Origin of the sequence: Actinoallomurus purpureus (assembly GCF_024055795.1) — a bacterium.
Lineage (GTDB): Bacteria > Actinomycetota > Actinomycetes > Streptosporangiales > Streptosporangiaceae > Actinoallomurus > Actinoallomurus purpureus.
The window spans coordinates 214175-235418 of record NZ_JAMXMY010000010.1; the positions used below are offsets into that span (position 1 = coordinate 214175).

At 70.3% G+C, this 21244-nt stretch carries 19 protein-coding genes and 1 pseudogene; 12 read left to right on the forward strand and 8 right to left on the reverse strand.

What is annotated here, in order from left to right; genetic code table 11:
- Positions 1 to 65: 65 nt before the first annotated feature.
- On the reverse strand, positions 66 to 572 hold the full coding sequence (locus NE236_RS20360) for a hypothetical protein (RefSeq protein WP_252843615.1): 507 nt from the start codon (positions 570 to 572) through the stop codon (positions 66 to 68).
- A gap of 204 nt (positions 573 to 776) precedes the next feature.
- On the opposite strand from NE236_RS20360, the gene NE236_RS20365 reads away from it, so the two are divergent.
- The 6 genes from NE236_RS20365 (at position 777) to NE236_RS20390 (ending at position 8767) form a co-directional block, all read left to right on the forward strand.
- On the forward strand, positions 777 to 1220 hold the full coding sequence (locus tag NE236_RS20365; RefSeq protein WP_252843616.1) for a hypothetical protein: 444 nt from the start codon (positions 777 to 779) through the stop codon (positions 1218 to 1220).
- A gap of 411 nt (positions 1221 to 1631) precedes the next feature.
- On the forward strand, positions 1632 to 2114 hold the full coding sequence (locus tag NE236_RS20370) for a hypothetical protein (RefSeq protein ID WP_252843617.1): 483 nt from the start codon (positions 1632 to 1634) through the stop codon (positions 2112 to 2114).
- Positions 2114 to 3502 (forward strand): hypothetical protein, encoded by a 1389-nt coding sequence (locus NE236_RS20375; protein ID WP_252843618.1) that lies wholly within the window; start codon positions 2114 to 2116, stop codon positions 3500 to 3502. Before NE236_RS20370 ends, NE236_RS20375 begins: the two co-directional genes overlap by 1 nt.
- The gene (locus NE236_RS20380; protein WP_252843619.1) at positions 3499 to 4836 is read left to right on the forward strand and encodes a vWA domain-containing protein; all 1338 of its coding nucleotides are present in this window, start codon (positions 3499 to 3501) and stop codon (positions 4834 to 4836) included. The genes NE236_RS20375 and NE236_RS20380 overlap by 4 nt, the downstream gene beginning before the upstream one ends.
- 11 nt (positions 4837 to 4847) lie before the next feature.
- Positions 4848 to 5966, forward strand: a complete 1119-nt coding sequence (locus tag NE236_RS20385; RefSeq protein WP_252843620.1) for an ATP-binding protein — start codon at positions 4848 to 4850, stop codon at positions 5964 to 5966.
- On the forward strand, positions 5963 to 8767 hold the full coding sequence (locus tag NE236_RS20390; RefSeq protein WP_252843621.1) for a DUF5682 family protein: 2805 nt from the start codon (positions 5963 to 5965) through the stop codon (positions 8765 to 8767). The genes NE236_RS20385 and NE236_RS20390 overlap by 4 nt, the downstream gene beginning before the upstream one ends.
- Here NE236_RS20390 and NE236_RS20395 read toward each other — a convergent pair.
- The 3 genes from NE236_RS20395 to NE236_RS20405 form a co-directional block, all read right to left on the reverse strand.
- Entirely contained in the window at positions 8737 to 9471 is a 735-nt protein-coding gene (locus NE236_RS20395) for a polysaccharide deacetylase family protein (RefSeq protein WP_252843622.1), read from the reverse strand. The two genes, NE236_RS20390 and NE236_RS20395, sit on opposite strands and share 31 nt — an antisense overlap.
- Positions 9468 to 10616, reverse strand: a complete 1149-nt coding sequence (locus tag NE236_RS20400) for an MGDG synthase family glycosyltransferase (RefSeq protein WP_252843623.1) — start codon at positions 10614 to 10616, stop codon at positions 9468 to 9470. Before NE236_RS20400 ends, NE236_RS20395 begins: the two co-directional genes overlap by 4 nt.
- Positions 10617 to 10783: 167 nt before the next feature.
- Complete coding sequence (locus NE236_RS20405; RefSeq protein WP_252843624.1) at positions 10784 to 11197, reverse strand: hypothetical protein; 414 nt, start codon at positions 11195 to 11197, stop codon at positions 10784 to 10786.
- A gap of 207 nt (positions 11198 to 11404) precedes the next feature.
- Here NE236_RS20405 and NE236_RS20410 point away from each other — a divergent pair, with 207 nt between their 5' ends.
- Together NE236_RS20410 and NE236_RS20415 are read left to right on the forward strand one after the other, a co-directional pair.
- Entirely contained in the window at positions 11405 to 12001 is a 597-nt protein-coding gene (locus NE236_RS20410; protein WP_252843625.1) for an HD domain-containing protein, read from the forward strand.
- A gap of 82 nt (positions 12002 to 12083) precedes the next feature.
- Positions 12084 to 12362: pseudogene (locus NE236_RS20415) on the forward strand (response regulator); the annotation flags it as partial.
- Positions 12363 to 12686: 324 nt separating this feature from the next.
- On the opposite strand, the gene NE236_RS20420 reads toward NE236_RS20415, so the two are convergent.
- The 3 genes from NE236_RS20420 to NE236_RS20430 are packed head-to-tail and all read right to left on the reverse strand — an operon-like array spanning position 12687 to position 15735.
- Positions 12687 to 14291, reverse strand: coding sequence for an AMP-binding protein (locus NE236_RS20420; RefSeq protein ID WP_252843626.1), 1605 nt, complete (start codon positions 14289 to 14291; stop codon positions 12687 to 12689).
- Complete coding sequence (locus tag NE236_RS20425) at positions 14288 to 15460, reverse strand: cytochrome P450 (RefSeq protein ID WP_252843627.1); 1173 nt, start codon at positions 15458 to 15460, stop codon at positions 14288 to 14290. Before NE236_RS20425 ends, NE236_RS20420 begins: the two co-directional genes overlap by 4 nt.
- Positions 15457 to 15735, reverse strand: a complete 279-nt coding sequence (locus NE236_RS20430) for an acyl carrier protein (protein ID WP_252843628.1) — start codon at positions 15733 to 15735, stop codon at positions 15457 to 15459. The genes NE236_RS20425 and NE236_RS20430 overlap by 4 nt, the downstream gene beginning before the upstream one ends.
- A 94-nt stretch (positions 15736 to 15829) precedes the next feature.
- Here NE236_RS20430 and NE236_RS20435 point away from each other — a divergent pair, with 94 nt between their 5' ends.
- The 4 genes from NE236_RS20435 (at position 15830) to NE236_RS20450 (ending at position 20210) form a co-directional block, all read left to right on the forward strand.
- Positions 15830 to 16558, forward strand: a complete 729-nt coding sequence (locus NE236_RS20435; RefSeq protein WP_252843629.1) for an SDR family oxidoreductase — start codon at positions 15830 to 15832, stop codon at positions 16556 to 16558.
- Between the two features lie 178 nt (positions 16559 to 16736).
- Complete coding sequence (locus tag NE236_RS20440) at positions 16737 to 18524, forward strand: GMC family oxidoreductase (RefSeq protein WP_252843630.1); 1788 nt, start codon at positions 16737 to 16739, stop codon at positions 18522 to 18524.
- A 699-nt stretch (positions 18525 to 19223) separates the two neighbouring features.
- A complete protein-coding gene (locus NE236_RS20445; protein ID WP_252843631.1) occupies positions 19224 to 19769 on the forward strand; it encodes an EF-hand domain-containing protein in 546 nt (181 codons plus the stop codon).
- Between the two features lie 51 nt (positions 19770 to 19820).
- Positions 19821 to 20210 carry a DUF4153 domain-containing protein gene (locus NE236_RS20450; protein ID WP_252843632.1) on the forward strand — a complete coding sequence of 130 codons (390 nt, stop codon included), beginning with the start codon at positions 19821 to 19823 and terminating at the stop codon, positions 20208 to 20210.
- 56 nt (positions 20211 to 20266) lie between these two features.
- On the opposite strand, the gene NE236_RS20455 is transcribed toward NE236_RS20450, so the two are convergent.
- The gene (locus NE236_RS20455; RefSeq protein WP_252843633.1) at positions 20267 to 20917 is read right to left on the reverse strand and encodes a class I SAM-dependent methyltransferase; all 651 of its coding nucleotides are present in this window, start codon (positions 20915 to 20917) and stop codon (positions 20267 to 20269) included.
- Between the last annotated feature and the right edge of the window lie 327 nt (positions 20918 to 21244).

The window sequence follows — 21244 nt, forward strand, 5'->3', positions numbered from 1 at the left end:
CGACTCGTCCACGGCATCCTGCGGGCCGCCATTTCCGCACGCCCATAAGGCGTTAGGGCTGACGGTCAGAGCAGGGGGACATAGGAGGCCTCGTAGAACGAATCGCCCTCCTGGTGTCGGGCCACGGGCAGGAAGTCCGGGACAGTGCGGGCAGCACAGGACCGCAGCCGTCCAAGGGCTTCTTCGGCGGTGGGAGGCACCACATCGAGCAGGGCGAGAAGCCCGGTCCGTGCGTCAGGGAAATCCGGATGATCGTCGGTGAGCTCCTGCTCCAACTCTTGAACGGAGTGGCCGCGGCCCATGTCCCGCCAATAGGGGAAAGCGGCGATCAAGGTGACGGCCTCGACCAGGTCGGAGGCGAACAGCGTGGCCCCGCCCTCGGAGTCGGCGTACAGAATCGGGCGTGGACCGGCGGGCTCGCCGCACAGGAAGTAGGTGCCGCCGCTGCCGTCTCCCGCGATCGGTGTCAGCGGCAATCCGGACGGGAGCCTCAGTTCCTCGACCGGGTCACGCCGCTCGATGTCGAAGTCGCCGGGCCACACCAACAGGCCGCAGCAAGATCCACCTCGCACCTGACGAACTCACTGCCTACGAATTCCATGACATGGCCCGCATCAACGAACTGACCATTGCCCGTCTGGCCCGACGCATCATCCACGGCCACGCCGCCCGTCAAGATGGCAGCACCCGCTACCTCGAACATGGGGAGTCTGTGAGTCAAGTTTTCTAAAGCGGTGCAGATCTCCAGCGCAGCGCGGTGGAGAAGGAGAGCGACTGTGAACGACCTGATCAAGATCACGATCGGTAGACGACCTTGGCTTCCCTCCGAAGACGCTGAGGCGGTGGCGGAGTTCGACCGCTACAACTTCCCGACGTGCGGCATCATCCGGCAGCGAGGCGAACTCTTCGTTTTTGACTGTGTCGATCGCCATGTCATGGAGGGGAACGTCTGGGTCTACGCACATGTCTCCGAGGACGAGGCCGAGATGCTCATGTCCGCCTCGGGCGCTGAGCTCCTCGATGCGCTGGACGTCGCGTTCCGAGGTCGACCGGTCATGGGAGTGCTGGCGATCGACGGGAAGGTTCGCTCCGGAACCGTCGTGTCCGAAGAGGACATTGCGACCAAGGGCATTGGCCAGGCGCTGCTGGATGAGCTGCGGAAAGGACGAGATGTAGCCACCGAGGCAGCTTCGGCACTGGCGGATCTCGTCCGCGCTTGACGTGGGCAGGCGAACGAAAGCGCCTGATCATCGGAAGGCCCCGACCGCTCCAGGTCCGTTATACGACCAAGGTTGCTGGTCGGGGGACCAGGCCGCCGCCCCCGGTACGAGGCCTCGGCTCCCACCTGGAGCGGGTAGAAACCCGGCATCTTGGCAGCTAACACCGACACTTCCGGTGCCTCGGGCGCGTCCCTCGACCGAGGCCCGAGAAATGTCGGCGGGGTCGGTCATGCTCTCCTCGCGGGTCCCCGAGAAGAGAGGCTTCCCGATGTCGATCTCTGTCACCGGCCGGCGCGAACGAGCGCGTACGGCTCGGGCGGTGAGACGGTCCGGGCACGCGATGAGCCCGTTCTGGGACGGGTCGCCGGTCCCTGATCGGCCGTGCCGGGCGCGGGTGGAAGGGCGCGCGCGATGAGTGCGGACGTGTGGGAGCGGAGCGTCGTACGGGTGGTTCCGCCGCTGCGGCCGCGGAAGCTGGCGAAGGTTCCGTTCGTGGAGCTGGCGGACGGGCGCTTGCAGGGGGTCGTGTCGAGCGGGTCGGACATCGCCCGCGTGTACGTGTCCTCGATCGCCACGCGGACCCACGGCTACAGCTGCGGGACGAACAACAACCGGCCCTGCGGCGGGCTGCACGGTGCGCCGTGCAAGCACCTGCGGGCACTCGTCGACGAGGCCGTGCTGCAGTACGGCCTCGACCGCGTCGCCCGGTACCTCCGGGTGGACGTCGGTGAGGGCGAGGATCTGGTGAGCCGTCTGGACGGTGCGCCGGAGCCGGCGCCGGCCGCCGTGGTGTTCAGCCGCTTCCTTCGCCACCTGGCCTATCTGGAGCTTCCGGACACCACGGAGCCGATCGCCGAGCTGCACTGGTTCCCGGCCACGAGGGCGGTGGGCTGATGCTCGGTGTACAGCTCGCGGCGCTGCTCGACGGGGAAGTGCCGGGGGTCGAGGAGACCCTCGATCTGGTGGCCGGCTTCGACGCCGCTCTCGTGCACGGCTTCGCCCGGCTGGATGAGGAGCAGGCAGGGCGGCTCGCGGCCGTGGCCGGGGCGCTGCGGGACACCCCGCTCGGACCGGCGGTCGGCGAGGCGGTCGAGAAGATAACGGCGGGTTCGATCGGGGACGAGCATCTGGGGGTGCTCGCCGGCGCCCGTACGGCGCTCTTCGGCGCGGTGCACGACGCGCGGCTCGGCCGTCTCGACGCGGCGCTCGGCCGGAGCAGGGCCTCGTGGGAGGAGCCGGCGTCCGCGCCGGCGGCCGACGGTCCGCTCGGCGCGAGCCGGTCGTGGTTGCAGGAGCTGGCGATCACCGGCTGGCGGGGCGTCGACCACGACCTCGTTTCAGCCTCCGACCAGGCCATCTCGGCTCTGCTGGGCGAGTCGCGCCTGCGTCGGCTCGCGGTGCTGCTCGACGGCCTGGTCGCGGAGCTGCGCGCCTCGTGTCCGGTCGCGACGATGGACCACGTGCCCGCCCGGCGCTGGGCCGACCTGTGGGCACGCGCCCTCCTGCTGACACAGCCGGGCGTCCAGGGCGTGGCCGAGCCCGTCGGCGTGGTGTCGGGGCGGTTCCTGCCGCTGGGCGTCGATGTGCACGAGCACGGAACGGCCGTGCAGATCCAGGTCCACGGGGTCCTGGAGCCGGCCGACGGTTCCTCGGCCCGTCTCATGCGGACGAGCGTCGCCGCGACGAAGGTCGACACGATCGTCGGCCCGGCGCTGTGGCGGCTGCTCGACGGGTATCCCGCGCTGCTCAGGGCGCTCGCCGAGCACCGGAGCGCCGACCTCGCCGACGTTCCCCTCACGGCGGCGGGCGACCTGCTCTGGCGGGAGGATCAGGCCACCGTGGGGGAGCCGGCGGATCCGTTCGCGACGGCACGGCTCCGGCTCGCGGACGCGCTCGCTCCGGCGGTCCCTCCCCTGGAGCGCCATCCGGTGCGCATCGCCGAGCCCGTGCTGCTGGAGGGGTACACGATCAACGGCGACACGCTCGACCTGGACGGGAACACCCTGGCGGTCGACCTCGACCGGCTGCCGGGCTGTGGTCCGCTCACGCCGGAGCTGGTGGCCGCGTCGTCCGCGTGCGTTGGACTGCTCCGCTGGGACGGCGGCCGGTGGCTGCTGCAGCCGCTCGCCGTACAGGCCACGGTCAAGCGCAAGGCGGTCGAGGCGCACGGTGGCGACTGGGCGCTCGGCCCGACCGATCCGAAGGTCGTCAAGGCCGAGGCCAGGGCCGGTGACGCGGTCGCCGTGCTGCGGGAGCGGGCCGGAAGGCTGCTGCGGAAATGAGCGACCACACCCCTCCCTCGGCGGAGGCCATGAGCGACCACACCCCTGACACGACGAGGAGCGGCTCCGACACCGCGGAAGAGAATCGACGGCAGGTTCTCTACTGGCGGCTGCTGGCGCGGATGTTCGACCACGAGGAGCAGCCCGCGTTGGAGGCCGCGAGCGTGGCGATCGTCGAGGACATCGGGCTGCCGCCCGCGCTGCTCGATCCCTCGGTGTCGGTGGACAACCTCGTCCAGCGCTTTCCCGGCCTGGAGGCCGAGCTGGACGGCCTGATGGCCCCCGCGAACGACGATCAGCGGGTGCGGCGGGCCGCGCTGGTCTCCAAGCTGCTGCTCAACGTGCTGTCGACCGGCTCCGGCAGTGTGACCGCGACGCAGCTGGCCGACTGGCAGCGGGACGCCGGCCGGCTCAAGCGGGCATGCGGAGAGGAGGGAGCGGCCGAGCTGGCCGGCGTGTTGTCGGGGCTCGAAGGCGACCTGGTCGGCCGGATGCGGTTGCGCGAGGTGCTGGCCGATCCGACCCTGGCGCGGCAGCTGACGCCGAGCATGTCGCTCATCGAACAGCTGCTGCGCGACAAGGCGAACCTGTCGGGCGTCGCGCTCGCCAACGCGAAGGCGCTGATCCGCCGCTACGTCGACGAGGTCGCCGAGGTGCTGCGGACCCAGGTCGAGCAGACCAGCGTGGGCACGATCGACCGGTCGGTGCCGCCGAAGCGGGTGTTCCGCAACCTCGACCTCGACCGCACCATCTGGAAGAACCTCGTCAACTGGGACCCGGAGGACGAGCGGCTGTACGTCGACCGGCTGTTCTACCGGCAGACCGCCAAGCGCACCACGCCCGCTCGCATGATCGTGGTCGTCGACCAGTCCGGGTCGATGGTCGACTCGATGGTGAACTGCACCATCCTGGCGTCGATCTTCGCGGGCCTGCCGAAGGTCGACGTCCACCTGATCGCGTACGACACGCGGGCGCTCGACCTGACGCCCTGGGTGCACGACCCGTTCGAGGTGCTGCTGCGGACCAGCCTCGGCGGCGGCAACGACGGCCCCGTCGCGATGACCATGGCCCGCCCGAAGATCACCGATCCGAGCAACACCGTGATGGTGTGGATCTCCGACTTCTACGAGTTCGACCGGTCGCAGCCGCTGTTCGACGGGATCCAGGCGGTGCACCGGTCGGGGGTGAAGTTCATCCCGGTCGGCTCGGTGAACAGCTCGGGCCACCAGAGCGTGAACCCCTGGTTCCGCCAGCGCTTCAAGGATCTCGGCACGCCCGTGATCTCAGGCCACATCCACAAGCTCGTGTTCGAACTCAAGAACTTCCTGGATTAGGAGTAAGAACGATGACCGACGAGATGCTGCGCGCCCCGGCCGAGGTCAAGTACGCCGAGGAGCTCGACTGGCTGGAGTCCGTCGACGACGGGCCCAAGCCGTTCTCGTGGCGGCTGAGCCCCCGGATGGTCCGCCTGTTCGTCCTCGGCTCCGAGCGTTCCGACGGGCTGGACCGGGAGATCTCGCAGAAGTGGTTCGGCGACCGGAGCTTCGTCGAGCGGAGCATCGTGACGCTCGCCTCCGACCGCGGCCTGCTGCTGATCGGCGATCCCGGCACCGGCAAGAGCTGGCTCGCCGAGCTGCTGTCGGCCGCCATCTGCCGTAACTCGACGATGGTCGTCCAGGGAACGGCCGGCACCACCGAGGACCACATCAAGTACTCGTGGAACGTCTCGATGGTGATCGCCAAGGGTCAGTCCCGCGAGTCGATGATCCCCTCGCCGATCATGACGGCGATGGAGCAGGGGACGATCGGGCGGTTCGAGGAGCTGACCCGGTCGACGAGCGACGTGCAGGACGCGCTGATCTCCATCCTGTCCGAGAAGTACGTCTCCATCCCCGAGCTCGACGCCGACAACATCGTCTTCGCCAAGCCCGGCTTCTCGATCATCGCCACGGCCAACAGCCGCGACCGGGGCGTGAACGACCTGTCGTCCGCGCTGAAGCGGCGGTTCAACTTCGTCCGCATCCCCGTGGTGACCAGCAAGCGCAGCGAAGAGGAGATCGTCAAGTTCCGTACGACCGAGCTGCTGCGCCGGCACCGGATCGACCTGGACGTGCCGCCCACGCTGCTGGACATCCTGCTCCAGAGCTTCGCCGACCTGCGCGCCGCGGCGGCCTCGGCCACCAGCGACGACGAGAAGCTGGAGTCGGCGCTGTCCACGGCGGAGCAGATCGGCGTGCTGGAGGACGCGATCCTGCACAGCCAGTTCTTCGGCGACCGGACGCTCCGCGCGGAGACGCTCGCCGGCTCGCTGGTGGGCTCGCTCGCCCGCCGCAGCCCGGAGGACCTGGCGATCCTCAACAAGTTCTGGCACGGCGTGATCGAGCCGCGCAGCAAACAGGACGACGGCGCGCCCTGGCAGGCATTCCTGGAGGGCGGGCGGCAGGCTCTGGGCACGCTCTCATGAGCGAGGCGACGTTGCCGGGGCCGTTCGGGGCGCTCCGCGGGCAGCTCCTCGACGCGGCCGCCGCGTTCGCCGGGGACGGGCCCGGCGGCGCGGACCCGGTGCCCGGCATCCTGGCCGGCATGGTCGACGACGTCGACCGGGCGCTGCGCGAGGAGCTGGAGATCTTCCCGGTCTGCCATCACTCACCGGCGTCCGCGCTGGCCATGACGCGACGGCTCCGCGAGAAGCGGCCCACGGTCATCTATCTAGAACTGTGCGAGGATCTGCGGCCGCTCCTCGACGAGCTGCGCAACTGCCGGCTGCCCGTCGCGCTGCAGGCGTTCGCGACCGAGCTGGACGACTTCCCGGCGACGTGGGCGCCGCTCAGCGTGGTGGCGCCCGTCACCGAGGCGTCGGCCGAATACCAGGCCATCGCGTACGCCCTGGAGACGCCCGGCGTCGAGCTCGTGCTGGTCGACCGCTCCACCGACCACGTCTTCCAGTGGGAGCCCCGTACGCCGGCCGAGCCCGCGACCGGCGACGGCCCGGAAGGCGATGGGGAAGAGGCGGCTCTGCACGGTGACGCCGTCGGCATCGAGATCGGCGACCTGCGTCCCCGCTTCGCCGAGCTCGAAGCGCACCTGCTGCACCACGGCAAGGTCCGGCACTGGTCCGAGTGGTGGGACCAGTACGTCGAGCAGCCCCTCGTCGGCGCCGACTACGCGACGTACCGGCAGGTCATGGTCATGATCGGCAGCCTTTTCCGGCGACTGCGCCCGGCCCGTGACGCGCGGAACGACCGTGACGAGGACCGCGAGCGCTACATGTGGACCCGCATGCGCGAGCACCTCGCCGCGTCCGGGGCCGACCCGGCCCGCTGCCTGTACGTCTGCGGCGCGTTCCACGCGGCCAGCCGCGTCGAGCAGTTCGGCCTGCGCGCGCAGGCGCCGTTCGAGATCACACCGCGTACGGCGACCCGCTGGCAGTACGGCCTGATCCCCTCCAGCCACTCCGCCATCGAAGCGCAGTTCGGGCTGGCCCCCGGATCGGTGTCGATCGCCGCGGCGACCTGGGCGAAGGCGGTGAAGCGCAGCGGTGTCACGCCGTTCCGGCTCAAGGGCCAGGAGGGCAAGCCGAAGGCCTCCCGTGCCCGGCGGCCGTCCGATCCGGACGGGCCGGTCGCCGACCGGCTGTCGGGGTTCCTGTCGCAGCCGCCCGCACCGGACGGGCTCGACGAGGAGGAACTCCTGGGCTGGTGCGTCGACATCGTGCGGCTGGCGCGCCGCAACGGCTACCTCGCGAGCACGGCCGACGCCATCGCCGTGTTCGAGACGTCGATCCTGCTGGCGAACCTGCGCGGCCGACGGCGCCCCACCCCGTACGACTTCCAGGACGCGGCGGTCACCTGCATCGAGAAGGACACCGTTCCGGGCCGCCGTGACGTACGCCGCCTGTGCGAGATCCTGCTCGGCGGCGACCGCGTCGGACAGGTCGGCTACGAGTCGCTCCCGCCGCTGGCCCGCGACGTCCTGGACCGGCTGGAGCCCCTGGGACTCGATCTGACCAGGCGCACGATCCAGCGAGCGCTGCTCGACCTCGGCGCCGACCCCGGGCTGAGGCCCTGCTCCGACCTGCTCTGGGTGCTGCGCCGCCTGCTGCCCGACGACGCCGTCCGCCCCATCATGGGCTCCCGGCGGCTGGGGGAACGCCCGATCCAGGAGAGCTGGGACCTGGCGATCGGCCGTCACCAGCGGTCGATCGTCGAGCTCGGCTACGAGGGCGTCACGATCGAGCAGGTGCTGGAGCAGCGGCTGCGCCGCGCCGTGGCGGACCCGAAGGCGACCGCCGCCGTCGCGCTGGAGGCCGTGGAGGACGCCATCCTCTACCTCGGCGGCGGGCGCGTCGCCGACGACCTCGGCGCCCGCGCCGTCGCGTTGCTCGCCGCCGAGCGCACCGTGGACGACGCACCCGACGTGCTCCGCCGGATCCGCAGGCTGCTGGCCCACTACCGCGCCACGGGGCCCGCGCTGCCCGAGTGGTGCGAACGCTTCGTGACCGCAGGATACGCGCACTACTGCACGCTGTTGCCGACCGCCTTCGTGGACGAGGACACCGGTGTCCGCCAGGTGGCGGCCATGCTCGGCTTCCTGTTCGGCATGGAGGGCCTGGCGCTGTCACTCGGCTGCGACCACTCCCAGCTCGAGCTCGCCGTGCGGCAGTCGCACCCGGAGGCGCCGGCCAAGGTCGCGCTGCTGTGGGCGACGCAGACGCAGCTGGGGCTGCTGGCCCTCGACGCGCTGCGCTCGCGGTACGACGACCTGCTGGCCAACCCGCTCGTCGTCCCGTCGATCCCGCTCTACCTGAGCGGGTTCGTCCAGGCGCTCGAGCCGGCCCCGTCCCTGGCCCCCGTCATCGTCGAGGTGATGTCCAAGGCGTTCGCCCGGTTGCCCGATCCGGTTCTTCTCCCCTGGCTTCCCCGGCTGATCACCACACTGCGGGAGCAGGCGCCGGAGCTGGTGCCGGTGCTCGTACGGGAGGCGGGCCGGGTGTTCCCCGCCTCCCTGCCGGCCGTCGACGCCTGGGTTCCGCCGTGGTTCGCGCGGCCGTCGGCGACGGTGCCGCCTCCGATTCCGACCTCGGCCGGGGCGGTCGCGGACCTCGTGGCCGGTCACCCGGCGGCGTGCGACGCCGTGGCCGGGCTCCTGGGGCAGGACGCCGGATGGCGCGCGGCCACCGGCGGGGCCGGGCAGGACCAGGTCACCGCCCTGCTGGCCGGGCACGGCGACACCGGTCACGCGGTCGCGGCACTCGTCACCAGGTGATCGCGTAGCGGGCCCACCGACAGGCCTCGCACGCGTACGTCATCGAGGAGCGGGGGCAGTGCGCCGAGCGTGCTCCGCCACGATTCGGGGGCCGATGTGCAGTCCGAGTCGTGGAGGAGCACGGTGCCCCCGCCCTCGAGATCACGGGTGACGAGGGCGAGGACCGACGCGGGGGTGGCGGCGCGTGTCCAGTCACGTCCCCAGTTCGTCCACAGCACCGGGGTCAGGCCCAGTCGGCGTGCGGCACGCAGCGCCGAGGAGCTCAGCACGCCGTACGGCGGCCGGTACCAGCGCGGCACCGTGCCGGTGGTCCGGGCGATCGTCTCCGTCGCCCTGGCCAGGTCGTCGTACGTCTCGGCCGGTCCGCGCAGCAGCATGCAGCGGTGCTCCCAGCCGTGCACCGCGACCTCGTGGCCGGCGTCGACCAGCTCCCTGCCCAGGTCCGGTGCGTCCTTCAGCATCCGGCCGAGGAGGAAGAACGTGGCCGTCGCCTCGTACTCCCGCAGCGCGGCCAGGAACGCCGGGGTCGAGCGCGGATCCGGGCCGTCGTCGAAGGTGAGGGCCACATGACCGGGATCACCGACCCCGGCCAGTCCTGGGAACAGACGCCGGCGCAGCGGGCCGATGGAGGTGAGCGCCGGTGCGGCGTGCGCGACGGTCAGGACGCCGGCGGCGGCGAGAAGCACGCGTGGGAAGGAGCTCATCGGGCGACCTCCGCGGCCGTGGCGAGCGCCTTCGTCGTGAGTGGCGAGGTCACCGGGGTTCCGCCGGCGAGGGCGGCGACGATCGCCGCCGGGTCGGCCGTGCTCGGGGGCGTCGTCCGACCGGGTCCGGCCAGCGCCGCGAACAACGCCTCGGGCAGATCTTCCGGCCGGCGCGCCCACGGGGCCCAGCCCGCATCCTCCAGCACGGCGGCGTTCGTCCTCCCATGCCCCGGAAGGCACCGGTAGCTGATCACGGGCAGCGCCGTCGCCAGCGCCTCGAGGGAGCTCAGGCCCCCCGCGTTCTGGACCACGACGTCACAGGCTCGCATCAACGACGGCATGTCCTCCACCCAGCCCAGAGTGATGCCCACGCCGGAGCTGTTCAACGCCTCGCGCAGCGCCCCGTTCCGCCCGCAGACGACGACGGGCGTCACCAGCCCGGACGCGGCCACGTCCCGCACGGTGGCCGCGACGTCTCCGGCGCCCCACGACCCCGCGACCACCAGGGCCAGGCGCCGGTCCTCGGGCAGGCCGAAGTACAGCCGCGCCATCTGCCGTTCGGCGGTGGACGCCGGCGGCCGGAACGCCGGGCGTACGGCCGGCGTGCACACCCGTACGTCGGCGGCGCCCAGCCGCCGCGCCTCGGCCGCCGTCGTCGCGTGGAGCGCCAGGTGGGCGTCGACCCCCTCGGCGATCCACAGAGGGTGCACGGACAGGTCGGTGAGGTACGTGACCACCGGGACCTTCAGGACGCCGCGGCGCCGCAGCCGGCCCAGCGCCTGGCTCGCCAGCGGGTAGGTCGAGACGACCGCGACGGAGCCCGCCGTCGTACGGGCGAGGCGGCGCGCGGCCAGCCCGCTCAGGGCCCGCGCCGCCGCCGCGAGGTCCTGCCGTCGCTCCAGTGCCGTGAACAACCGCTCCCAGCTCTCCGGAGCGGCCCGCAGCTGCAGCTCGTACGTCCGCCGCAGCATGCGTCCGAGCGAGGCGGGGAGCAGGTCGAGGAAGTCGTGGACGTCGACGGAGTACCCGGCCTGGCGTAGCCGCCGGGCCAGCTCGGTCGCCGCGCCGTCGTGCCCGGCGCCCACGCTCGCCGACACGATGGTGACGTGCCGTCGCGTTCCGGACTGTATGAGGGAGGTCTTCACGGAGTTGTGCCTTCTGTCTCGACGCGATGGACTCCGGCCGCCGGCCGGAGCGGGATCTGGGGGGAAGAGATCGGTCGCCGGTGCCGCGCACGCATCGGAGGCGGTTGCGGCGTGCGACGCTCGCCACGAGCGGTGGCCCGGGAGGCGGTTGCGGCGGGCGGCGATCGTCACGAGGGGTGGCCCGCCCGGACGCGGAGGCGGGCGCATCGGGTGCCGTCTTGGCCGACGGTGACGGTCCGGTACCGGCCGGGCATGACGGCCAGCCAGCAGAACCCGCCGACCCCGATCGCCTCGGCCGGGTGCGTCTCGCGTGCCCACCGGCCCGTGGAGAACAGCACCGCGGGGACGATCGAATCGGCCGGAAGCCGGCCCCAGGCGACGGCGTACGGGCGTCCTCGGGAGACGCCGCACCGGGCGCCCCGCAGGATCTCCGGGGCCACCGAGGTCTCCACGACGACGTCGATCAGCGTCTCCGCGTCGTACACCTCCAGCGCGGGCTGTCCCATCGAGCCCCGGCCGAGCCGGACCGTCCACGGGGTGGCGTTCAGGCACCGCTCGAGGGACACCACGCTGGCGACCATGGGGTTGATCTCCTTCCGCGCCCGGCTTGTCGGGCATGAGGACCAGCGTCGTCGTTCCGGGGCCGAAGATCAGTAATGCGGCCATCCGATCTCGGGTGGTACCAGGTTCACCTTCGGCCCTCCCGCCTGCTCCATGGCAGCCCCTGACCTGGGAGAACAGAACTTCAACGGCCCAGAGGCGAAGACGGGCGTCGTTAGACTCTCGGCATGCTCCTCCCGACGGACGAAGAGATCCGCGCGTTGCATGAGAAACACGCGCCCACGCGGGCGGCGTTCGACCTCGTTCACACGCACTGCGAAATCGTGTGCGGGATCGCGGAACAACTCCTGGCCGACGGTGACCCGAGCCTCGACGCGGATCTGGTGCGCGCCGGGAGTCTGCTGCACGACATCGGGGTCTATCGCCTGTACGACACCGACGGGAGAATCGACGAGTCGGGCTACATCCGTCACGGGATCCTCGGCGACGAACTCCTGAGGGACGAAGGGATCCCCGACGTCCTCCGCCGCTTCTGCTCGCGCCATACCGGAGTGGGCATCACGCGGGACGACGTGCGGCGACAGGAACTCCCCCTGCCGGTCGCCGACTACGTCGCGGAGTCGCGCGAGGAAGAACTCGTCATGTACGCCGACAAGTTCCACAGCAAGACCGACCCGCCGACCTTCGTCTCCGCCACCTCCTACGCCGACCGGATCCGGCGGTTCGGTGCGGACAAGGTCGCGAAGTTCACGGCGATGTGCGAGACCTTCGGCGTCCCCGATCTCAGGCCGTTCGTCGCCGAGTACGGGCACGTTCCGGCCTAGAGGCGCATCTCGGCCGGGATCTTCACAGATTCCCCACAGATCGTCCGAGGGATCTCCGCACGCGGCTTTTAGGCTCGCCGCCATGCAACGAATCCTTGTCGTCGAGGATGAGCCCGCCATCGCGCAGGCGGTCGCCGACCGGCTGGCGGCCGAAGGCTTCGAGGTGCGGACGGTCGCCGATGGACCGGCCGCCGTAACGGCCTTCGGGGAGTACCGGCCCGATCTCGTCGTGCTCGACCTCATGCTGCCCGGCTTCGACGGGCTGGAGGTCTGCCGCCGTATCCAGGGGGAGCGACCGGTCCCCGTGCTCATGCTGACGGCCCGCGATGACGAGACCGACCTGCTCGTCGGCCTGGCGGTGGGGGCCGACGACTACCTGACCAAGCCGTTCAGCATGCGTGAGCTGACTGCCCGCGTCCGGGCCCTGCTGCGCCGGGTCGAGCACGCGGCCGCGCTGGCGGCCACCCCCGCCCGCGACGTGCTCCGGCTCGGCCCGCTGGAGATCGACCGGGCGGCCCGCAGGGTCGCCGTCGACGGGGCACCCGTGCATCTGACGCCCACCGAGTACGACCTGCTCGACTGTCTCGCCCGTACGCCGGGTGCCGTGCTGACCAGAGCGGTCCTGCTGGGTTCGCCGGGTCGATGGCAGGAGCGGCTGATGTGCTCCTTGCCGGGCGGTGCTGTTTCAGGTTCGCTGTGTGATGCGTTCGCGCGTCAACTCCCGCTGCCATTTGCCGCTGGTGGTACGCGGCAGCCAGCCGGGACGGACGGTGTGGACCTCGATCGCCGACAGGCCGAGGTGGTCGGCGACCGCCACTTTGATCCGGGTCGTCAGGGCGGCCGGGTCGGTGCGGGGCGCGATCTCGGCGACGACGGTCAGCCGTTCGGCGTCGGCGAACGCCACGCACCGTTCGCGGTGGACACCGGGCTGGCGGCGGGCGATGTCCTCCACGTCCTCGGGGAAGTGGTTCTGTCCCCGCACGATGATCATCTCCTTGCGGCGGCCGGTGACGAAGAGGTCGTCGCCGAGGCGGAAGCCCAGGTCGCCGGTGCGCAGCCAGGGGCCGTCGAACGCCTCGGCCGTGGCGGACGGGTCGTGCAGGTAGCCAGGGGTCACCGCGGGTCCGCTGATCTCGATCTCGCCGAGACGTCCCGGCGGAATCTCGGTGCCGTCCGTCAGCCGCATCCGCAGGCCGTGCACGGGACGCCCGACGGAGACCAGCGCCTTGGCCCTGGGGTGGTCGGAGGCGACCTGGACGGCACGCCGCTCGTCGGCCAGCAGCGACCGGTCCACATGAACGGTCCTGGGGGTGGCGCCGGGTTCGGGGAACGCGACGGCGAGCGTGGCCTCGGCCATCCCGTACACCGGATACATCACCGAGGCGGTCACGCCGGCGGCGGCGAAGCGCTCGGTGAAAGCGGTGACGGTCTTGGCCCGTACCGGCTCGGCACCGTTGTAGGCCAGCCGCCACCGGGACAGATCGAGGTCAGAGGGCAGATCGGTGGCCGCCAGGCGCCGGTAGGAGAAGTCGGGCCCGGTCAGCATGGTCCCGCCGGCCTGTGACATCAGCCGCAGGACGGCGGCGGGCCGGCGGAGGAAGGTCAGCGGAGGGACCAGGTGGGCACGTCCTCCGGCGAGCAGCACGGCGAGCGGACCGAACAGGCCCATGTCATGGAAGTGCGGTACCCACGACACGATGGTGTCGTCTTGCGTGATGGCGCTGGACCGGACGATCGCCCGCAATCCGCTCATCACCGTGGAGTGCGGCAGCTTGACGCCCTTGGGCCTGCTGGTACTGCCCGAGGTGAATTGCACGACCGCCAGGGTGTCCGCGGCCACCGCAGGGAGCCTCCCGCTGCCCGGTGCGTCCAGGTCGGCATCCAGGATCGCCAGTCGCGGGCGGCGCGCGGTCAGCTCGGTCGCGATCTGCACGCCGTCGGGGTGGGTGACGAGGTGCCGTATTCGGGCCTTGTCGATGGAGGGGGCGAGCCGTTCGGCCGCCAGGTCCGCAGCTCCGGCGGGGATGGGGAACATGCTTGCCGTTGCTCCCGCGCGAACGATTCCCAGCAGGGCGATCAGGGCGTGCGGGCCGGTCGGGGCCAGGACGCCGACGATGTCGCCGGGGCCTGCACCGTGCGCCAGCAATCCATGCGCGAAGCGTGCCGACGCAGTGTCGAGGTCGGTCGCGGTCAAGCTGTGGCCGGTGTGCGGGAACGTCACCGTGACGCCGGGGGCCAGGAGTCCGACGGCCTCGGCCAGTGTCGCCGCGTCTAGGGCGTCCGCGCTCACCGGTGCACTTTCTGGAACACGACCATGAGCGGGCTCTCGGGTTCTACGGTCGCGCCGTTGCGGCAGACGTCCTGGATGTAGGGGCCGGGCGGGGCGCTCAGCCGGAGTTCTCGCAGCAACCTGGCAGTGATCAATTGAGTTCCCAAGGTCCCGAGATGGATACCGGCGCAGACGCGTCGTCCCGCGCTGAAAGGTGTCCACGCCAGCCGCTCGTGTGTACTGTCGCGGAATCGTCGTGGCCGGAACTGGTGCGGGTCGTCGAACAGGTCGGGATCGCGCTGGGTGTCGCCGATCGCGTAGAACACCTCGCTTCCGGCTGGCAGCCGCGTCCCGTCGAAGGCGAGATCGGTGAGTGCGCGGCGGGGCAGGTACCGCAGCGGCGGGTGCAGGCGGGCGGCTTCGGCGAAGGCCGCGTCCAGCAGCGGGGTGGTCTGCGCCGACACCGGCGTTCGGTCGCCGGTCTCGCGGCGGATCGCGTCCTGCTCGGCGGGGTGGCGGGCCAGCAGCCACAACAGTCTGGCGGTGAGGTAACCGGTGGTCTCGTATCCGGCGAGGATCAGGATGGCGATGTTTCCGGCGATCTCTTCGTCTGGTGGCGGCTGCGGCAGTGCCCGCAGGCGGCGAACGGGCCCCTCGACGTCGGCGAGCCGTTGGACGGCCGTCAGCAGCAAGGCGCGCATACGGCGGCGTGCCCGCCCGATGCGGCGAACATCCCGGTCGCCGTCCGCCGTCCCGAGTTCGACGTCGCGGATGCGCAGCACGTTGTAGAGCTCGTACATCTCGTGGGCCTCGGCGGCCGACAGGCCGGCGAACGCGCCCGCGGCGATCTCGAAGACCAGCGGGGTGGTGAAGGAGTGCAAATCGAACGGCGTACCGAGAGGCAGCGTCGGCAGCACCCGGTCGAGGGTGTCGTTGATACGCCGCTCGTGTGCGGGTGCGGCGGCCCGTCCCAACAGCGGCAACAGGGCCTTGCGGCAGCCGCGGTGCTGCACACCGTCGAGGTTCAGGACGCCGCGGCCGAAACGATCGCCGAAGATGGCGTCCCAGCCGTCGGCGTGCGAGAGCTCGTGGTCCTTGGCTCGGAAGAAGTGGTCGGCCAGCGCCACGCCGCGCAGGTACACCCTGCGGTTGCCCGGTGCGCCGGGCGGGAAGCCGCCAGCGGCGTTCATTCGCGCACCGCCGGCTCCGCGACCACGATCTGGTCGACCAGATCGTTGATCGTCATCGGGATCATGAAGACGCGCGGATCGACCTCGTCCTCCACCTCCAAGGCCTCCTCCAGCGCGATCAGCAGCTCCACCCGTTCGACCGAATCGATCCCCAGTTCGCCGACGAGATGCTCGTCACCGGTGATCGATGTGCCCGTGAGCGCGGGCCGCACCTCCCGCACCGCCGTGACCAGTACCGCGCGCACCTCGTCCCGGCTCAGCCGCCGATCACCCAAAGTCCTACCCTCCATCCGCCCCGGACGGGGCAGACGATCACGTACATTACAGTTCGTAGTCTATCAGTCACCATGTGATGTCAAAAGGAGCGTCATGGGAGCACTGGACGGCAAGAGGGTTCTGGTAACCGGAGGCTCCCGGGGCATCGGCCGGGCCATCGTCGAGCGACTCGCCGTCGACGGCGCGGACGTCGTCTTCGGCTACCGCCGGGACAAGGAGGCGGCCGGCGAGGTCGCGGCGGCCACGGGAGCACACGCGGTGCGAGCCGACGTCGCCGTGGCCGCGGAGGTCGAGGACCTGTACCGGCGGGCCGAGAGCCTGCTCGGCCCGCTCGACGTACTGGTCAACAACGCCGCCGTCTGGCTGCCGCGCGGACGCCTGGCGGAGGCGAGCGAGGAGGACTTCGACGCCATGATGGCAGTCAACGCCAAGGGCACCTTCCTGGCACTGCGGTACGCGGCCGAACGGCTGCGGGACGGCGGCCGCGTGGTGAACCTGTCGTCGGTGTCGGTCCGCCGCCCGACGCCGGGCAACGCCGTGTACGCCGCGTCCAAAGCCGCCGTCGAGCAGTTCACCGCCGTGGCCGCGCTCGAGCTCGGCGCCCGCGGCATCACGGTCAACTGCATCGCCCCCGGCGCGACCGACACCGCGATGCTGCGCGAGTCGCTCCCCCCTCGGCTTCTGGCGCGTGCCGCGCGCAACACGATCCTCGGACGCCTCGGCACCGGCGAGGACATCGCCGGCGTCGTCGCCTTCCTGGTGGGCCCCGACTCCGGCTGGATCACCGGGCAGACCATCAGCGCCACCGGAGGTCTGCTCTGAAGACCGCTCCGCATCGCCGTCAGGTACCTATCGCCGCCAGTCCCGGCCACCAAAGGGTCACCAAGCGGCCACAGAGATTCATTACGCTATGTGCTTAGATAACTACAGTTAGTACTCGGCGGTTCCTGTGGCGATATCATGCGCTTGGGGCCGGACCTGCGATTCTTCGGGGCATCGAATGGAAAACGTTCCAGTAGATGATTCGCGCGAAACGTCCACCTACGATTACATCGTCGTCGGCTCTGGGCCAGGCGGCGGACCTGTCGCGGCGAATCTCGCCGAGGCCGGCTTCTCAGTGCTCGTCCTTGAGGCGGGTCCGCCCAGCGGGAACGAGGTCTACCGGGACGTCCCCATGTTCTTCGCACAAGCCACCGAAGACCCTGAGGTGGCCTGGGAGTACTGGGTTCAGCACAACGACGGCGGCAAAGCCGCTCACGGTGACACGTGGGTCGATGAAAAGGGCGGGGTCCTCTACCCCCGCGCGTCAGCCCTCGGCGGCTGCACCATCCACAACTCCGGCATCATCATGTACCCGGCGCACAGCGACTGGGACGACATCATGGAGCTGACGGGCGACGAGGGATGGCACCACGAAGCCATGTGGCAGCACTGGCAAAAAGTGCTCGAATGGCAGGCCGTTTCCTCCAGGAACCCGTTCGCCCAACTGGAGTCTCCGCGAACCGATCTCGGCAGCCTGGTCGGATCTCTCAGGGGCCCGGACTGGTTCCTCAAGTCGATGGGGGGCGCTCCACGTTCGGGGTCGCTCAACGACAAGGACAACGTCGGCGCCCCGGGATCCTGGGACCTGGAGATCGGGATCAAGGCCGGCGTGCGCCAAGGTGTCCGGGATCGCCTCATCTCGGCCGAGCGAAGCTGTCCGCAACTGGAAATCCAGTGCGACGCACTGGTGGAGAAGGTCCTCTTCGAGCCCGGGCCGACAGGCCCCAGGGCGGTAGGCGTCCAACTCCTGAACGGACGTCATCTCTACCAAGCCTCACCGAAGTTCCAGGAGACGGCTGAGGAGGAGCGCGCAACTCGTCGCCAGGTGGTCCGAGCTCGTCGCGAGGTCATCGTCGCCGGCGGTGCCTACAACACCCCGCAAATCCTCATGCTGAGCGGAATCGGCCCCGCCGACCACCTGCAGGCCCACGGCATCGAAGTCCTCGTCGACTCCCCGCTCGTCGGCGCCAACCTGCAGGACCGGCGTGAGATCTCGGTCATCGACCGCTACGCCATGCCGGACCTGGCAGAGGATCGCTATGTGAGTGCACTGGTCAAGTCGCTCGGCCTGACCGGGCCACGGCTGAGCGTCTGCTTGTCCGGGTGGCGGGCCGACCCAGAAAACTCTCAACTGGGCCAGTTCGGCATCCCCTGCATCAGGTATCGCACCGAGGGCCCCGACGGATCCCCCGCCAACTGCGTCACGCTAGGAGTGCCCACCCAGTTCCGGGCCCATCACCCCGGCTGGGTCAAGGAGGCGCTCGCGCACGTCGGCCAGACCTGGACCTGGTTGACGCTCATGGGGTACACCGGGGACCGCAACGGCTACGTGCGCCTGCGTTCAGGCGACCCGACCCGCTGCCCGGAAATCAACTTCCGCGCGTTCGGCAACGGCACAGGTGGAGAACACGACCTCGCCGCACTGACGCAGGCCATCCAGATGTGCCGCGAACTGAACCGCGCCGAACCCGGCCAAGGCGAGATCTTCCCCGGCCCCGACGTCCAGGACCTCGGCGACTTCATCCGCAGGGAGCACTACGGCCACCATCCGGCATGCTCCAGCCCACTCGGCAGGACCATCGACGACTCGGTCGTCGACAGCCGCTTCAAGGTCCACGGAGTGGAAGGGCTACGCATCGTGGACGCCTCGGTATTTCCGAAGATGCCGGGCCTGTTCCTTATCGCAGCCATACAGACCCTCTCCCAGAAGGCCAGTGTCGACATCCTTCGTGACGCAAGCCACTGAAAGCCGACGCAAACAGCGGCGGTACGTTGATATTGGGCCGTACCCCACGATCGCTGCGCCCACTTCGCCCCCGAAGACGACCTTCCGGGCACAGTATGACCACGACGTCGGCTTCCGCCTCGGCGCAAAGAAGCCACTGGTAGATCGGGTCTGATTCGCCGAAGCCGCAAAGCGATCACATCGACGTGGCGGCTATCGAATCCCCGCCAGCGGGCCCTGCCCGTTCTTCCTACCTGCGAAGGGCAAGACGTCCGGGAAAGGTCGCAGCCTGTTTCGGGGCCCAGTGGCAGCCGCTTGGCGGTATCTGGACGAGATTGTCCAGCCGCCGGCACCTTCGCCTATGGCATCGGCACGGTCGATTCGCCCGGTCGCGGGCCGGGTGACCTCCACGCTGCAGCGATCACGACCTTTACCACGCACCCTGTACTACGCGCGCCGCCGACGCGGAACGCCAGATCAATGGTGGCGCCGGCGATCCAGAACGCCAACGCCACCCACCTGCTTGGCAGCTGCTCGGCAGGAGGAAGCCTGAAGCCGTGCGGAGCCTCCGCACGCCCCTCCTCGGCGCTCGAGAGATTAAAGGCACACCGCCGGGCCAACTCGCGACAGAAGCCTGACCAAGTCGGTCACTATGTGTGTTCAATCAATTGCGTATCGTAATAGATGTTGTCGGAGGCGTCACAACGGAAAGGATCCACCATGTCCAAGCAGCTCCAGGAGCGCAAGATCAACCGCTTCTTCGATGTACTCGACCCCGACGGGGCCGGCGCGCTGACCCTGCCGACCATGCTGGGCATCGGCGACCGCTACGCCCGGATCCGCGGCTACGCCTCCACGTCCGCCGAGGCGCAGCGCCTGCGCGCGGCTCTGGAGCAGTTCTGGAAGACCGTCATATCCCCCATGGACATCGACGGCGACCAACGAGTCACCCGCCAAGAGCACCTGCAGAGGATGACGGCGGCGCTCGCCGACCCCCAGCAAGCCAGGGAGTTCCACGCCACCGGCGACGCATTCTTCGACTTCGCCGACGTCAACGGAGACGGACACCTGGTCAAGGACGAGTACGTGGACCTGTTCTCCGTCGGATGCGGGCTGGCGCGACGAGATGCGATCCAGGCGTTCCAGCGCCTAGACCCCCAAAACCGGGGCTACCTCGACCTGAACCAATGGCGCAAACTGATCGAAGAGTTCTTCGCCAGCACGGACCCCGACGCCCCTGGGAACTGGCTCTACGGCACCTACTGAACCGGTCCCCGCCGCCGTGAGTGTGGTGCGCCCCGCGAGGGCCAACTGGCGGTGACCCTCGTGGTCGTCGCCGTCGCGCTGCGCCGGCTGTTCCTCTACGAGGAGGCGTACGGCTGGACGAGGCTCCGGCTGTGGGTGCACGCCTTCGAGCTGTGGATGGGCCTGGTCATCGTCCTGGTCGCCGTCGCCGGCATCCGCCTCAAGGCGGCCTGGCTGCCCCGCGCGGTGGCCGCCGGCGGCGCCGTCGGCCTGCTGGCCCTTGGGCTGCTCAACCCCGACGGGTTCATTGCGGCCCACAACGTGGACCGCCTTCGGCACACCGGCAGCGCCGACCTGCCCTACCTGGCCGGCCTGTCCGCCGACGCGGTCCCCGCCCTCGACCGGCTTCCCGAGCCGCAGCGCTCCTGCGTCTTTCAACCTCTCCCGGGCCCAGGCCCGTGACGTCCTACGCCGGCACCCGGTCCAGCCGTCATCGACCTGCTGACCCGCGACCGGGCCTACGGCTCCGTCGGCCTGCGGGCGAGGAGGCGGCCGTGCTGGAACCTCTCGTTCTCGCCCGGCTCGCGGCGCAGCCGCGCGATTTCGACGAGCCCGGCCTTTCGGGCCAGGTCCGCGACGTGGTCGATGGAGAGCCGGTAGGCGAGGGAGACCTTGTGGTCGAACGGCTCGGCCGGGTGCGGCGAGTCGCCGTCGGTCGTGAAGAAGCCGAGGAGCAGGTGACCGCCGGGGGCCAGCACCCGTGCGAACTCCGCGAAGATCACCGGCAGCTCCTCCGGCGGGGTGTGGATGATGGAGTACCAGGCGAGAACGCCGCCCAGCGTGTCATCCGCGATGTCCAGCGCGAGCATCGAACCCTCGTCGAACCGCAGGTGCGGGTACGCCTGGCGGGCCAGCTCGATCATCGCCGGCGACGCGTCGACGCCGAAGGCGGTCACGCCGAGGCCGGCCAGGCGCGCCGTCACGCCACCGGGACCGCATCCGAGATCGGCCACCGGCCCGGCGTCCGCGGCTCGTACGAGCTCGGCGAACGCGGTGACCAGGGCACGGTCCAGCGGGCGGCCGTCAACCGAGTCGCGGAACAGTTCGGCGTAAAGGGTGGCGACGTCGTTGTACGCCGCCCGGGTGACGTCCAGGGAGGGGTCGGTCATGGGGAACGACCCTAGCCCGCGTGGGCCGGTGGTCCACGGGGGCCTGGGCGAGGGAGCCCGGTTGGGCGCGTGTGGTTCCATCGCGGGCGGTCTCCGGCGATACCTGACGAATGTATGGCAGATGTAGGTGAAATGTACGTCCCAGTGTGCCCCCGGACCGCACAGTCGATCTCGAAGGCGGCTGCCCCGGCCACCTCGGATCGGAGGAGGTTCCCCGATGATCAAGACTGTGCGTGTGTACGCGAAGTACACGGTCAGCGCCCTGTCGGCCGCGCTGTTCACGAGCAGCGCCGCCTGACGTGATCCCGCTCTCCCCGGGGCGGGGTC